The organism is Candidatus Flexifilum breve (genome assembly GCF_016713355.1).
Genome location: NZ_JADJPI010000018.1, coordinates 54,081 through 68,058, shown reverse-complemented (window position 1 = coordinate 68,058; position 13,978 = coordinate 54,081). Strand labels below are relative to the sequence as shown.

Annotated in this window: 11 protein-coding genes; 2 read left to right on the top strand and 9 right to left on the bottom strand. The window is 64.1% G+C overall.

Features of this window, described 5'->3' with window-relative positions; all coding sequences use genetic code 11:
- Positions 1–77 precede the first annotated feature (77 nt).
- The 8 genes from IPK17_RS16570 to IPK17_RS16535 all read right to left on the bottom strand — a co-directional run bounded on the left by IPK17_RS16570 (position 78) and on the right by IPK17_RS16535 (position 9,253).
- Positions 78–1,334, bottom strand: coding sequence for a 3-isopropylmalate dehydratase large subunit (locus IPK17_RS16570; RefSeq protein WP_343418799.1), 1,257 nt, complete (start codon positions 1,332–1,334; stop codon positions 78–80).
- A 148-nt stretch (positions 1,335–1,482) separates the two neighbouring features.
- Positions 1,483–2,637 (bottom strand): homocitrate synthase, encoded by a 1,155-nt coding sequence (locus tag IPK17_RS16565; protein WP_343418798.1) that lies wholly within the window; start codon positions 2,635–2,637, stop codon positions 1,483–1,485.
- A 252-nt stretch (positions 2,638–2,889) separates the two neighbouring features.
- Entirely contained in the window at positions 2,890–5,193 is a 2,304-nt protein-coding gene (locus tag IPK17_RS16560; protein WP_343418797.1) for a [LysW]-lysine hydrolase, read from the bottom strand.
- Positions 5,190–5,993 (bottom strand): [LysW]-aminoadipate kinase, encoded by an 804-nt coding sequence (locus IPK17_RS16555; RefSeq protein WP_343418796.1) that lies wholly within the window; start codon positions 5,991–5,993, stop codon positions 5,190–5,192. Before IPK17_RS16555 ends, IPK17_RS16560 begins: the two co-directional genes overlap by 4 nt.
- Complete coding sequence (gene argC, locus IPK17_RS16550; RefSeq protein WP_343418795.1) at positions 5,990–7,015, bottom strand: N-acetyl-gamma-glutamyl-phosphate reductase; 1,026 nt, start codon at positions 7,013–7,015, stop codon at positions 5,990–5,992. Before argC ends, IPK17_RS16555 begins: the two co-directional genes overlap by 4 nt.
- The gene (gene lysX / locus IPK17_RS16545) at positions 7,012–7,893 is read right to left on the bottom strand and encodes a lysine biosynthesis protein LysX (RefSeq protein ID WP_343418794.1); all 882 of its coding nucleotides are present in this window, start codon (positions 7,891–7,893) and stop codon (positions 7,012–7,014) included. Before lysX ends, argC begins: the two co-directional genes overlap by 4 nt.
- 2 nt (positions 7,894–7,895) lie before the next feature.
- On the bottom strand, positions 7,896–8,069 hold the full coding sequence (gene lysW / locus IPK17_RS16540) for a lysine biosynthesis protein LysW (RefSeq protein ID WP_343418793.1): 174 nt from the start codon (positions 8,067–8,069) through the stop codon (positions 7,896–7,898).
- Positions 8,070–8,404: 335 nt separating this feature from the next.
- The gene (locus IPK17_RS16535; protein WP_343418792.1) at positions 8,405–9,253 is read right to left on the bottom strand and encodes a DUF5996 family protein; all 849 of its coding nucleotides are present in this window, start codon (positions 9,251–9,253) and stop codon (positions 8,405–8,407) included.
- 122 nt (positions 9,254–9,375) lie between these two features.
- On the opposite strand from IPK17_RS16535, the gene IPK17_RS16530 reads away from it, so the two are divergent.
- Positions 9,376–10,155, top strand: a complete 780-nt coding sequence (locus tag IPK17_RS16530; protein WP_343418791.1) for a pirin family protein — start codon at positions 9,376–9,378, stop codon at positions 10,153–10,155.
- A 270-nt stretch (positions 10,156–10,425) separates the two neighbouring features.
- Here the strand turns inward: IPK17_RS16530 and IPK17_RS16525 are convergent, their stop codons facing one another.
- Positions 10,426–12,045, bottom strand: a complete 1,620-nt coding sequence (locus IPK17_RS16525) for an N-acyl-D-amino-acid deacylase family protein (protein WP_343418790.1) — start codon at positions 12,043–12,045, stop codon at positions 10,426–10,428.
- A gap of 79 nt (positions 12,046–12,124) precedes the next feature.
- Between IPK17_RS16525 and IPK17_RS16520 the strand changes: the two genes are divergently transcribed.
- Positions 12,125–13,858 carry a MutS-related protein gene (locus IPK17_RS16520; protein WP_343418789.1) on the top strand — a complete coding sequence of 578 codons (1,734 nt, stop codon included), beginning with the start codon at positions 12,125–12,127 and terminating at the stop codon, positions 13,856–13,858.
- Positions 13,859–13,978 lie beyond the last annotated feature (120 nt).

Sequence of the window (13,978 nt, the reverse complement as noted above, 5' to 3'; positions counted from 1 at the left end):
CCCCAGCCCCCTCTCCCACGCAAGCGGGTAGAGGGGGAGTAGGGACGCGCAACGGCGCGTCCGATTGATTGTCTGTTTCATGCTAAGACTTCCTCCGGGTTGACGATGCGCCCGGCGACGGCGCTGGCGGCGACGACATACGGATTCGCCAGATAGATCGGCGCGTCGGCGGTGCCCATGCGCCCGCGGAAATTGCGACTGCCGCTCATGATGGTCGCTTCGCCGGAGGCGGGCACGCCCATGTGATTGCCCATGCACGGGCCGCAGCCCGGCGTCGCGATGGTCGCACCCGCGCTGATGAGCGTTTCGAGCACGCCCGTGCGCGCCGCTTGCAGCAGCACTTCGCTGCTGGCGGGGATGATGATGAAACGCACGGCGACCTGCCGCCCACGCAGCACTTCCGCCGCCGCCGCGAGATCGCTGTAGCGCCCGCCCGTGCAGGTGCCGATCAGCGCCTGCTGGATCGGCTGATTGGCAAGCGTGCTGACGGCGACGACATTATCCGGCAGATGCGGCAGCGCGACCAGCGGTTCGAGCGCGTCGAGGTCGATGGTGTGGCGGAGCGCATACTCAGCGTCGGCATCGGGGTAGAGCGGCGTGTAGTCGCGGGTGCGGCGCGCTTCCAGAAAGTCGAACGTGGTTTGATCGGGTGGGAAATAGGCGTTCATCGCGCCGAATTCCGCCATCATGTTGGGGATGACCGGACGTTCGTCAATCGGCAGATCAGCCAGCGCGTCGCCCGTGAATTCGATGGAGGCATACTGCCCACCGGACACGCCGAGATCGCCGAGCAGGCGCAGCGCGATATCCTTGGCGGTCACGCCCACGCGGCGCGTGCCGATCAAGCGCACCTGCATGCTTTCCGGCACGCGAATCCACAGCTTGCCCGTCGCCCACAGCGCGGCCATCTCCGTGCGCCCGACGCCCATACCAAACGCGCCCAACCAGCCGAAATGCGTCGTGTGGCTGTCCGACCCGAAGATGACTTCGCCGGGAAGGATGAGCGCTTCTTCGCTGATCACCTGATGGCAGATGCCGCGCCCGACCTCGAAGAAGTGGCGGATGCCCTGTTCGTGCACCCACTGGCGAATCTCGGCGTGATTCTGCGCGTGCATCGTGGTCGGCGCGGGCACAGCGTGATCGAGCGTGACGGCGACGCGGTCGGGATGGAGGATGCCCGGCGCGCCCGTCTCCTTGAAGATGCGGCGGATGGCGGCGGTGTTGTCGTGGCTGAAGACGAGATCGGGCTGCACGTCGAGCACAGCGCCGACGCGCGCCGCACTCACGCCCGCCGCCCGCGCGAGGATTTTTTCGGCGAAGGTGTAGCCGGTCATCGGCAAACCTCCAACAATTCACCCCACCCCCGGCCCCTCCCCGAATTCGAGGAGGGGAGCCAACAGATCTGTGTTTGCGCCCTCCCCTGAATTCGGGGGAGGGATGGGGAGGGGGTCAATGTAAGCGCAAATGTATATCGCATATTCATTAAAACACTCCGTTCGCGGCGGCGATCAACAGGTCATCGACTTCCGGCAGGCTGAGGGGCTGCACATCGGCGCGCGCCTTGATGGTCTGCGTCACCTGCTGCACGGTCGTGTCTTCCAGCGTCAAGCCGAGCTGATTGGCGCGGTTGCGAATGGCGTTCCACCCGGTCAGACGATGACCGATCGAGATGCCGCGCGTGATGCCGAAGTCGTCGGGGTTGATCGATTCGTAGGATTCGGGGTCGGCGAGCACGGCCTTGGCATGAATGCCCGCCTTGTGGATGAAGGCGCTCGACCCGGTGATGTAGTTGTTGAACGGGATGTCGATGTCGCAGATGTCCGCGATCAACTGGTCGAGCCGAGGCAGCAGCTTCAGGTTGTACTTGGCGACATACGACTTCTTGATCGTATACAGCCGCGCGACCAGCCCGCCGAGCGGGGTGATGCCGTTGCGCTCGCCGATGCCGAGGATCGTCGTGTCGATGTGCGTCGCGCCCGCTTCCAGCGCCGCGCACGCGTTGGCGATGGCGCAGCCGCTGTCATTATGCCCGTGAAACTCGATGTCCAGCCCGGTCAGCTTGACCAACTGCCCGACCAGCGCGGACACCTGACTCGGCAGCGCCACACCCACCGTGTCGGCGACGCCGAGGCGGTTGACGAGGCCGAGATCGGCGACGGCGAGGTACACGCGGTACAGGTCAGCAGGGCGGCTGCGGAACGAGTCTTCAGTGCTGAAGCGCAGCACGACATCCGGCGCTTGTTCACGGATATACGAGAGGACTTCGCCCGCCGCATCGATCACCTGCCGGATACTCTTGCCGTGGCTGTGCTGCATCAACTGCGGCGAGGTGCCGATCACCACATCGACGCCGTGCACGCCCGTGTCGAGCGCACGCATGGCGTCTTCGCGCTTGCAGCGGATGTGCGTGAGGATGCGCGTCTGCATCCGTTCGCTGCGTACCATCCGCGTGATCGCGCGCACGTCGGCTTCACTCTGCGGAGAGGCGAGCGGCGATGTCAATTCGATCATCTCCGCGCCGAACTCGTTCAGCAGGCGGACGATCTCCAGCTTTTCGTCGGTGGAGAAGGTCGCAGTGCTGAACTGTTCACCTTCGCGGAGGGTACTTTCAATCACGGAAAATTGCTCAAACGACATAGAAACTCCTGTAGGGACGAGATCGTGCTCGTCGTGTCTCGGTTGGCTGGCAAAGCGGGCGAGGTCGGCCTCGTCCCTACGTTCCTGAAATCTGTTTCGGTTTGTAGGGGCAAGGCGCGCCTTGCCCCTACAATGGCCTTTCATTTGCCGTAGGGGCGCACGGCCGTGCGCCCCTACAACCACCCCCTGCATAAGATCGGGCATCATGTTCCCCCTCGCCCTTGGGAGAGGGGGTTAGGGGGTGAGGTTGCTTTACAGACTCGACAACGCCCGCGTGAGCACGCGCACCGCCCGCGCATATTCGTCCAGATCAAGGTGTTCGTCGGGAGTGTGATCGAGCGCGGAGTCGCCCGCGCCATAGGCGAGGATCGGGCAGTGCCAGATGCGCCCGACGATGTTCATATCCGATGTGCCGGTCTTGTGCACGAACGCGGGCTGACCGCCTTCCGCGCGGATCGCGCCGCGCATGACCCGGCTCAACGCCGAGTCGCGTTCGGCGACGAAGGCGTGCTCCATGCCGAAGGTGCGGGTGATGTGCGGATGTTCCGCTTGCAGTGTCGCCGCGAGCTCGTGCGGATCGACATCCGGCGGCAGGCGAAAGCCGACCGTCGCGCTCGACCAACCGTACACGCCATCGCCGCCGCTCTGAATGCTTTGCAGCGTCGCGCCGAGGCGGTTGTAGATCCCTTTGCGTCCCTCATTGATCTGCTCGGCGTAGTCGCGCACGCGCTCCCAGAAGGCGACGGCGTGCTCGGCGGGAGTATCGGCTTGACCTGCGCTGTGGGCGAGCCCGCCCTCCCAGCGCCAATCGACCAGCAGGCGTCCCTTGTAGCCGAGCGTCAGCCGATCCCACGCGGAGGGTTCGCCGATGATGCAGTAGTCGGGGTGATAAGCGCCTGCCGCATGCCGCGCGCCCTTACTCGTCGGGCATTCCTCCTCGACCGCGCCGATCACGACCACGCGTAGGTCGTCGGGAATTTGTGCTAATGATGCGGCCGCGGCGAACGCGCACAGCGATCCTTTCGCATCGACCGCGCCGCGCCCGTAGAGCGTGCGGCCGTCAACGCGCACGGGCGGGTTGCCGCCAAACGTGTCGATGTGGCCGAGCAGCATCACCGTCCGTGATCCGTTCCCAATGATGCCCACCGCGTTGCCCGCCTCGTCTTCGAATGCTTGGTCGTAGCCGTGCGCCGCCATCCAGTCGACCAGATGCCGCACCGCCGCCGCTTCGTTGTACGATGGGCTGGGGATCGCGACGAGGCCGATGAGGAGTCGTTCGGCGTCCGACCCCACCCCCAGCCCCTCCCCGAATTCAGGGAGGGGAGACAAATGGGATGTGCTTGACTCCCCCTCGCCCTTGGGAGAGGGGGCTGGGGGGTGAGGTTGTGGCGGCGTGGCATCGCGCAGCACCTCTAAAACCGTGTCCGCGAGGCGATCGGCTTCGTCGTCGGTGAGGATGAGTGGCGGCAGCAGACGCAGCACGGTCTTGCCCGCGACGAGTGCCAGCACGCCGCGCGCTTGCAGCGCCTGAATGACGGGTGTGACGCGTCCCTTGAGTTCGAGGCCGATCATCAGACCGAGGCCGCGCACTTCGCGCACGCTGGCGGGTTGATCGGCGCGCAGACGGTCGAGCAAGCGCCCGCCGATCTGGGCGGTGCGTTCCGGCGCATTGAGGTCACGCAGGGCGGTCAGCGAGGCGATCGCCGCCGCGCACGCCAGCGGATTGCCGCCGAAGGTGCTGCCGTGCGTCCCCGCTTCGATCTGCCGACCGTTCCACGCGACCGCGCCCATCGGCACGCCGCCCGCCAGTCCCTTGCCGAGCGTGATCATGTCCGGCTGAACATCGGCGTGCTGGTAGCCGAACCAGCGTCCGGTGCGGCCTAAACCCGTCTGGATTTCGTCGACGATGAGGAGTGCGCCGCGCTGGGTGCACAGGTCGCGCAGGCCGCGCAGAAAATCGGGATCGGCGGGATACACGCCGCCTTCGCCCTGCACCGCTTCGACCACGACGGCGGCAGTATTCTCATTGATAGCGGCGTCCGCATCGGCGAGGTTGTTGTAGGCGATGTGGGTCACGCCTTCCGGCGTCCAACCCTCAAAGGGCTCACGATACGCCGGATTCCACGTCAAGCCGACCGCGCCGAGCGTGCGCCCGTGAAACGAGCGCTTCGCCGCGACGATGCCACGCCGCCCGGTGAGCAACCGCGCAATCTTGAGCGCGCCTTCCATCGCTTCCGTGCCGCTGTTGCACAGGAAATACCGCTCAAAGCCGGTGATATCGTGCAAGAGGGCATAGAGTTCGGCGCGGCGGTCGTTGTAGAAGATCTCCGCGCTGGTGATGAGCGTCGCCGCCTGCGCGCTGATCGCGGCGACGACGGCCGGGTGCGCGTGACCGAGCAGGGCGACGCCCATGCCGCTGGTCGCGTCGAGGTAGGCATTGCCCGCGTCATCCCACACGGTGCAGCCCGCGCCGCGCACCAACGTGAGCGGGCGCTTGCTGTACGTGCCGGAGGTGTGCTGATCTTCGATCTGCGTCGTCGTTAGCGTGAGCGTCACAGGCGGAACTCCGTGCCCGCGCCATCCAGCGCCGCGCTGATCGGGGCATGCACGCGGCCATCGCCGATGATCACGCGGGGGACGCCCGCCCGCAACGCTTCCTGCGCGCCGATCACCTTGCGCTTCATGCGGCCTTCCGCCCAACCGAGCGCCGCGTCCATGTCGCGCCCGCTGACCTGTGGCACGAAGCTGGTTTCGTCGGGGAACTGGCGGTACAGGCCGCGCACGCCGCTCAGGATCAGGTATTCGGCGGCGTTGATGCCGCCCGCCAGCGCCGCGCCCGCGCGGTCACCGTCGACATTCAGGAAACCATCGGCGCTGTTCGCCAGCGGCGGCACGACCGCGACTTCGCCCGCGGCCAGCGCCCGGCGGATCGGGGCGGCGTCGACGCGGCTGATCGCTCCGCTGTAGTCGTCGCGTACAATGCGCACACGGCCATCAACCACGGCGCGGACGGTGTCCTTGCGGTCGCCCCACAGCGGGACGTTCGCCCCGGTCAGGCCGTGCGCGGCGATGCCGTGCTGGCGCAGCAGGCTGACCAACTGCGCGTTGACGCGTTCCGCCGCTTCCACGAACACATCGCGGGTAGCGGGGTCGGTGTAGCGTGAACTGTGCCCGCTCGGCGAGGTCAACGTGCGGACGGGGAGGCCGCGTTCCGCGCACAGCGTATCCATCATGGCGCTGACGCCGTGCACGACGACGACGGGGCGCGTGCGGGCGATGCGCGCGATATCTTCGGCACAGCGTTCGAGATCGACGCCGCGCTGACCACCAACCTTGACGACGAGAACATTATTCATGGGTAGATTCCTGTGAAATTCAGACCGGCGCGTTCATCGAACCCGTGCATCAGGTTCAGGCATTGCACAGCCGATCCGGCCGCACCCTTCATCAAGTTGTCCAGCGCGGCGATCACCACAATGTGCCGCGGATCATCTTCGTCGACGGCGAAACCGACGTCGCAGTAGTTCGTCCCCGCGACGATGCGCGGTTCGGGATAGCGGTGCAGCCCGGTCGAGGCGCTGACGAGGCGGATGAACGGCTCATCGCGGTACGCGCCGCGGTACAGCTTCCACAGTTCCTTCTCGGTGACCGGTTGGCTCAGGTACACGTGCGCCACGACGTGCACGCCGCGCACCATCTCAATCGCTGTCACGCTGAAGTCAACGCGCACGCCGGAAATCATATTGATTTCGGCGGTGTGCCGGTGATTGGCGGGCTTGTAGGTGCGCACCGCGCCGCTGCGAATCGGGTGGTGCGAGCCGTCGTTGGGCTGGTTGCCGCCTTCCGACGAGCCGACGCTCAGTGCCGCCGACACACGTTCGATGAGGCCGGCGCGGGCGAGCGGCAGAATCGCCAGATTGACGGCGGTCGCATTGCAGCCGACGCCGCTGGCGTAGTGCGCGCCGCGCAGTTGGTCGCGCCGCACTTCCGGCAGCCCGTACACGAAGCGATCCAGCCATGCGGGCGCGGGGTGCGCGTCGCCGTACCACTTCTGGTAGGCGGCGAGGTCGTTCAGACGAAAATCCGCCGACAGGTCGATGATCGCGGGGGCGAGTGCCGCGTAGCGGTCGATTTCGCGGGCGGCGACGCCGTGCGGCAGCGCTAGAAACAGCAGGTCGCAGGCTTCGAGCGCGTCCGGGTGGATGAACGTCAGCTTGGATGCGCCGCGCAGATGCGGGTGGCGGGTGTAGACGTACTGCCCCGCGCCTTCGCGGCTGGTGATCTGCGTGACTTCCGCGTTCGGGTGCGCGATCAACAGGCGGAGCAGTTCGCCGCCCGTGTAGCCGCTCCCGCCGACAATGCCGACACGTAAGGTCATGCCGTCACCGCCTGCGCTTGTTCGAGCGCGTAGCGCACGACTTCGGCGGCAATATCGACGCCGGTCGGGGCGCTGCTGTTGCGGAATTCCATCGTGTGGTTGATTTCGTTGACGAGCAGGCCGCCTTCGGGCGTCTCGAACAGGTCGAGCGCCAGCACACCACCGCCGACCGCGGCCGCGGCCTGCTGGCAAATGGCGTCGATTTCCGGCGTGACCGGGCAGTTGCTGGCCTGACCGCCGCGCGCCGTGTTGGTGATCCAGTGCGGCGACGAGCGGTAGATGGCGCAGATGGTGCGGCTGCCGACGACGAACGCGCGGATGTCGCGTCCCGGCTTGTTGACGTATTCCTGCGCGTAGTAGAGGTGCTGCTGGTAGTCGCCCAGCGTCTCGCGGTGTTCGAGGATGGCTTCGGCGCTCCAGCGGTCGGTCACACGGGCGAGGAGGCGTCCCCATGATCCGGTCACAGGCTTGAGCACGGCGGGATAGCCGAGGCTTTCGATGCTGGTGATCGCCGTCTCCGGCGTGAAGCTCAGGCGCGTCTGCGGCTGCGGCACACCCGCCTGCGCCAGCACGAGGCTGGTCATGAGCTTGTCAGCGCACACGGTCGCGGTCGCATAGCGGTTGATCGTCGGGATGCCCCACGCGTTCAGAATGGCGGCGGCGTACAGCCCGCGCGACGTGCTGATGCAGCGTTCCATGACGAGTGCGTATTCATTCCATGCGACGCCGTTGGGCGCAAGCTGGTCTGCGCCGCGGTTGATGTCGAAGTGCAGGTCGCGGTCGAGGATGATGTCCGGTTCGACGCCCTGCGCCTGAAACGCGCTGATGAGCAGCTTTTCTTCCGGTCGAATGTGCGTGACGAGGACGGCGATCCGCATGACTATTCGCCCCAGTCTTCTTCGACTTCGGGCGCGAGCGCAACTTCGACCGGGTCGAGGCTGAGCACTTCGAGATCCGCGCCGCAGTCCGGGCAGGCGATCAGTTCGTTTTGCATGATGTTCGCGGCGAGCGCGAGTTCAGCTTCACATTCAGGGCAGATAGCGGTACGGGACATATTTGTGTTTCTCCTCTGGCACTTCACAACAAAAAAGCCGCCCCGTTGGGCGGCTTCGATTTGACATTGGACTGTTTCAGTACTCAATCAAGCGAAAAATCCCTAACGGTGGCGTTGGGTTGGGTTCTCTTTCGCTTTTTTCAGGCTGAGTACGTTTTGCACGAGCATGATTGACCTTAGTTTTGTGTCCGCGTATAAGATTACGGGATAATAGGAATCATTTCAATCAGATAGATCATACGAAATTGAATTGGGTAAATCATCTAAAGGATCGACCCCACCCCCGTCCCCTCCCCGAATTCGGGGAGGGGAGCAAGAAGAGACGTTGATTGCAACTACGGCAGCAGCGGCAGCAGCGCCGAGTAGAACTGGTCGCACATGCACTCGACGTACTGCTCAGGACGCGACAGCGCGGCAATCGCCGTATACGGCAGCACGATCCCGGTCCAGCCTTTGGTGTGCCAATAAGCAGGGGCAGGTAGACTTGGCGGCGTGTAGCTCGGTTTCATCGGGTAGGCGTAAGCGTAGAGATAGGGGAAATCGATCCCCGTGCTGTATGGCGCAAACCCGATGTTGATGTGCGCCGCCTGTTCGGTCGCTTCTGCTCCCGCGAAGATCAGCGTGGAGAGGTCAAAGTGCTCTCCGAAGACGACCGCGGGCGTCGTTTTGCCGTTGACGCGGCTCGCTTTGAAGCGCGCAATCCCCGTGAAGATGCTGTAGAGCGCAGCATTGTAGGCGCGCGCCGCCTCAAGGTCGATATGCAGCGGTTCTGTTCCCGTAATTTCATCATGCTTCTCAGCAATGGAGGGTTTTTTCACCGCGAGTGCTGCAATCATCTGCTCGACCAGATCGCCGTTACCCGTGAGCACATCTGCCAGTTCGTTTTTGCGCAGCTCGGCGAGGATCGCGGCAAACAGCGAACGCTGCGTGTGGCCGTGCAGCGGAATCGTCACTTCGGCGCCGTTCGGCTGACGCACGATGATGCGCAGATCTACGAAATCGAGGATGACTTGCGACCCACCGGGGAGGGTATCGCTCGAAGTGCCGTTCAGAACGACGCGCGTGCCCCATTCGGTGTAATTGGGATCATGGGGCAGCAGATAGAAGCGGAGATAGCTCAACAGGATATTCGCTTTTTGCAGCGCGCGGATCGTGTCGCCTGCGTGGTCGAGAGCTGGCAGCATCAGGGTATCCTCATCAGTTTATGCTATCGTAGAGGGAAGCGCGATGGCTGTCAAACGGATGCGTGCTTGACGGATTATGTTATAATCGGACTGTAGTCCGTTTTATTGTGGAGTATAGGCAGATGATGCGTTTTGCGCTGCAAGAAACCGAAATTAAGCCGGGGTTCCTGACGGACGCCCCGTTTCAGCATTTTCCCGCCGATGCCTTCCCGACCATGCACCCGGTACACTGGCTGCATTCGCATTTCGCGGTCGGCGGCTGGAGTCCGCTCCAGCGGTTGAGCGGCATGCTCACCGCGCACATGACGCAGATCGCGCCGCAGAATGGCTTCACCTGGCATCCGCACCGCGGGCTGGAGATTTACACGTGGATGCTCGAAGGGCAGGTGTATCACGAGGACAGCACGGGCGGTAAGGGGATTCTCGAAACGGGCGATATTCAGCGCATGTTCTCCGGTGACTACATCGAGCATCAGGAACTGAATCCGTTCGATGCGCCCGCCCGCGTGATCCAGATCTGGTTCATCGCTGACCGTCAGCATCGCGGGCTTCCGCCGCATTACCAGCAGTTGAAGCGCGGGGAACTGCCCACGCGCACCGTCGGCGACGCGACGGTCTACAGTCTGATCGGCGATGATGCGCTCATGGATTCGCATGTCGACGCGCGGCTGACGGCGGCGCTCGTCCCGGCAAACGGGGGCACGACGGTCGAGAAGCCGCGCGCGTGGGAAGATCTGTTTCTATATGTGACGGACGGGGCAGGCACGGTCAGCTATGGCGGGCAGACAACGCCGCTCAAGCAATACGATGTGATTCTCGCGACACCCGACCTCAACGTGGCGACGATCCGCGCCGAAAGCGAGATCGCGCTGCTGAGTTTCTATCTGCCGAAGTTTCTGTAGAGCTAACCTCATCCCGTTTCGCTGCGCTCAACTGCCCCTCTCCAGGGCGTGTCCCTCTCCCTACGGAGAGGGCCGGCTCAGCACCAGCAGGGTGGGGTTGTTTGTTGTGGGGACGCGGTCCGCGTCCGTCGCTCCGCCCCGCCCCTCCCGAAGACAGGGCGTTCGCAAACCACATGCGTTTCGTAGGGACGCGATTTATCGCGTCCGCTGATCTTTCTAACCCCTCATGCTACGCCCCTACAAAGACACAATGGCTTTTGCGAGGTGAGGTTAGTCCTTCATCCACCCCGGCCCGCGCACGACCTGACCCGGCTTGGCGTCGGTGTGTTCGCCATCGCGAATTACGGGTGTGCCGTTGACCAGCACATGCACCATGCCTTCGGCGAACTGGTGCGGCGCGGCGAAGGTGGCGTGGTCGCGTACGGTCGCAGCGTCGAAAATCGCAATATCGGCGAAGTTGCCGACCTGCAGCGAACCGCGCTTTTGCAGGCGTAGCACACTCGCGGGGAAGCTGGTCAGGCGGCGAATCGCTTCCGGCAGCGGGACCAGGCCCTCGTCGCGCACATAGTGACCCAGCAGGCGCGCGAAGTTACCGTAGGCGCGCGGATGAGGGTTCGACTTGAGGAACACGCCCTCGGGCGACATCGACTCGGCGTCTGAGCAGAAGCTCACCCACGGGAGCTGCACCTGCCGCCGGATGTTGTCTTCCGACATGGTGAAGTACATGGTGAAAATGCGCCCGCCGTCTTCGATGAGCAGATCAAAGGCGGTCTCGATGGGATCCGTGCCGCGCAGGGCAGCAACTTCCGCCAGCGTCTTCCCGGTCAGCGGCTTAAGTGCCTCGGTGGTGAAGCCCGCCAGCAGAATCTTGTCCGGCCCGTCGGCTTCTAGATACATGTTTTCCCAGCTCAAATCTTCGAGGATGCCCTGTTTGACGCGGGCGCGTGTTTCCGGATCGCGCAGGCGGGCGAGCAGCGCCGCGTCGCCGCCATCGTGCGCCCACGGCGGGATGATCGCGTTCAAGCCCGTGCCGCCCGCGGGATACAGATACATATCGGCGGTGATCTCCATGCCGTCGCGCCGCGCCTGTTCGACGCGCTCGATCACCTGAGCCATTTTGCCCCAGTTTTTACGTCCCGCCGCCTTCAGGTGATAGATCTCGGCGCGGATGTTAGCCTCGCGCGAAATGGTGATCAGCTCTTCGAGCGCTTCGAGGAAGTGATCGCCTTCGCTGCGCAGATGCGAGATGTACAGGCCGCCGTACTGCGACACGACTTTCGCCAGCGCGATCAGTTCGTCGGTGCTGGCATAGGCGGCGGGCGGATAGATCAGCGCGGAGGACAGGCCGACCGCGCCTTCGCGCATCGCCTGCGCCGCCAGTTCCTGCATGTCTTCGAGTTCGGCTGGCGTCGGCGGGCGATCCTCATAGCCAAGCGCGTGAATGCGCAGCGTCGATGTGCCGACGAACGAGGCGACATTGGTCGAGACGCCGCGCCGCACCAACGACTCCAGATACTCGCCGAGGGTTGTCCAATCGACTTCGTACTGAATGTCGTTGTTGCCGAGGATGCCGCGCGTGCCCGCCGCTTTCATCGCATCGCTGAGCGGCCCCATCGAGAAGCCTTCGCCCAGAACTTCGAGCGTCACGCCCTGCCGCAAATTGCCTTGCGAGCGGCCATCCTCAATCAGCGACTCGACTGCCCAGCTCAGCATGTTGATGAAGCCGGGCGCAACCGCCAGCCCGTCCGCGTTGATGACCTGCTGGCCGCTCAATGTGCCCGGTGCGCCAATAGCGGCAATCGCCTGCCCGTCAATGCCAATGTCCCCAACGAACGGCGCGCTGCCGCTCCCGTCATAGATCGTCCCGCCGCGAATCACGATGTCATGCATGGCTCTGCCCCCTGTGTGCGCCGGAGATTGTACAATGGGTGATGTTCGGCTCTCAAATGATGAAAAGGACTGTTTTTGGATGAGTGCCCGTGAGAATGTTTTTGCCCAGCGCATCAGTTTATTGTGGCTCAACCCGGATCAAGAGATGCCGTCGAGCAACTGGGGGCACACCGCGCCCGACCTCGAACTCGCGGAGATCGCGAAGGCGCTCAGCCTGCATCCGCACTATACGCAGCGCATCCTCAAGCTGCTGCACAGCCTGACGACCGACCCGGCGGTGATCGAGTACCGCCAAGCCGTGCTGGATGATATTCTGCACAACCCGGCGCTGGCAAATGGGCTGGAAGACCTGCTCGGCAAAATCCAGACGTTTGACCGCTATGCCGAACTCGGGCGCAAATCCGACGCGTCGATTCATCAGGTGGTGTATCGCCTCGGCGAGCTGCAAAACTACCTTGACTGCATCGGCACGCTGCGCGGGCTGCTGGACGCCGCCGACCGCAACCTGCATTCGCCGGGGCTGCAAGCGATTCGGGCGCTGGCGCGGCGCATCGAAGCGGACGAGACGTTCGGGCGGCTGAAGCGCGAACTGCCGGGCATGCTCGCCCAAATCGAGAACATCCACAGCGTGACCATTGGCGTCAACCTCAACAGCGACCTCGCCCCGGTCGGCGCGACGCTGCTGGCGATCAACAAGTTTCGCTACAAAGGCTCGGCCTCGTTCATGAGCCGTCTGTTTCGCGGCGACGACAAGCCGGAGACCGAAGGCATCGCGCCGCTGCACGGCACGAGCGGCATGCAGGAAGTGCACACGCTCGATGCGATTGTCTTTCCCGAAGAAGAACGCGCGAAGGCGTCGGCGACGATGATGCTCATGCCGCTGCTCAAAGACCTGTCGCAAATCCTCGACAAGATCAGCAAGCGGATTGTGCAGGGCCTGCGCGACTACATGCAGATCGAGATCGGCTTTCTGCTGCAAATCCGCGAAGACCTCGCGTTTTACCTCGGCGCGGCGCGGTTGATTCAGCGCTTGCGGGCATGTGGACTGCCGCTGTGTCGTCCGACGCTCGCACCGATGGCGGAGCGCGTGGGCGAACTGCAGGATGCCTACAACCTGAATCTCGCGCTGCTCTACAGCGAAGGTCGCACGGTTGATCTGCATGAGCGCATCGTGCTCAATGATGTGACGTTTGGCGACGAGGGGCGGATCTACATCCTCACCGGACCGAATCAGGGTGGCAAGACCGTGTTTTCGCAGGGCGTGGGCTTGACACAGGTGCTGTTTCAGGCGGGGTTATATGTGCCTGCGGCCAGCGCCCGCCTCAGTCCGGTCGATGGCATCTACACGCATTTCGCCGTCGCCGAGAAGATCAGCCAGCAGGCGGGGCGGCTGGGTGAGGAAGCGCGCCGCCTGAACGCGATCTTCACGCTGGCGACGCGGCACAGTCTGCTGCTGCTCAATGAGTCGTTCAGCAGCACGAGCGCGGGCGAAAGCCTGTACCTCGCCCGGGACATTGTGCGCGTGATGCGGCGGCTCGGCACGCGGGCAATCTTCGCCACGCACCTGCACGACCTCGCGGCGGACTGCGCCAACATCAACGCGGAGACGCCGGGCGACAGTGCCGTCGCCAGCCTCGTCTCGGTGATGGTCAGCGAAGGCGATGGTGAGGCGCTGAAACGCAGCTACAAGATCGTGCCGTCGCCGCCGATGGGGCGCAGCTATGCCCGCGAGATCGCCGCGCAGTATGGCATCAGCTACGAGCAGTTGACGGCGGCGCTCCAAGCGCGCAAGTTGATCGACGGCGAGGCGTGATTTGCGGGTACAATCGGCCAGACTCCCGTGTTACAGGTCGGTGTTCTAAGGGAGGTGTTGAAAACCCCCACCCCCTCCCGCGGGAAGAGGGGCACCCCTTGTCCCTACAAAAGCTGCTTT

What these genes read in the sequence shown, in the direction of transcription:
- IPK17_RS16570 (WP_343418799.1), bottom strand. Translation starts at nt 1,334, where the DNA reads ATGACCGGCTACACCTTCGCCGAAAAAATCCTCGCGCGGGCGGCGGGC.
- IPK17_RS16565 (WP_343418798.1), bottom strand. Translation starts at nt 2,637, where the DNA reads ATGTCGTTTGAGCAATTTTCCGTGATTGAAAGTACCCTCCGCGAAGGT.
- IPK17_RS16555 (WP_343418796.1), bottom strand. Translation starts at nt 5,993, where the DNA reads ATGAATAATGTTCTCGTCGTCAAGGTTGGTGGTCAGCGCGGCGTCGAT.
- argC (WP_343418795.1), bottom strand. Translation starts at nt 7,015, where the DNA reads ATGACCTTACGTGTCGGCATTGTCGGCGGGAGCGGCTACACGGGCGGC.
- lysX (WP_343418794.1), bottom strand. Translation starts at nt 7,893, where the DNA reads ATGCGGATCGCCGTCCTCGTCACGCACATTCGACCGGAAGAAAAGCTG.
- lysW (WP_343418793.1), bottom strand. Translation starts at nt 8,069, where the DNA reads ATGTCCCGTACCGCTATCTGCCCTGAATGTGAAGCTGAACTCGCGCTC.
- IPK17_RS16535 (WP_343418792.1), bottom strand. Translation starts at nt 9,253, where the DNA reads ATGCTGCCAGCTCTCGACCACGCAGGCGACACGATCCGCGCGCTGCAA.
- IPK17_RS16530 (WP_343418791.1), top strand. Translation starts at nt 9,376, where the DNA reads ATGATGCGTTTTGCGCTGCAAGAAACCGAAATTAAGCCGGGGTTCCTG.
- IPK17_RS16525 (WP_343418790.1), bottom strand. Translation starts at nt 12,045, where the DNA reads ATGCATGACATCGTGATTCGCGGCGGGACGATCTATGACGGGAGCGGC.
- IPK17_RS16520 (WP_343418789.1), top strand. Translation starts at nt 12,125, where the DNA reads ATGAGTGCCCGTGAGAATGTTTTTGCCCAGCGCATCAGTTTATTGTGG.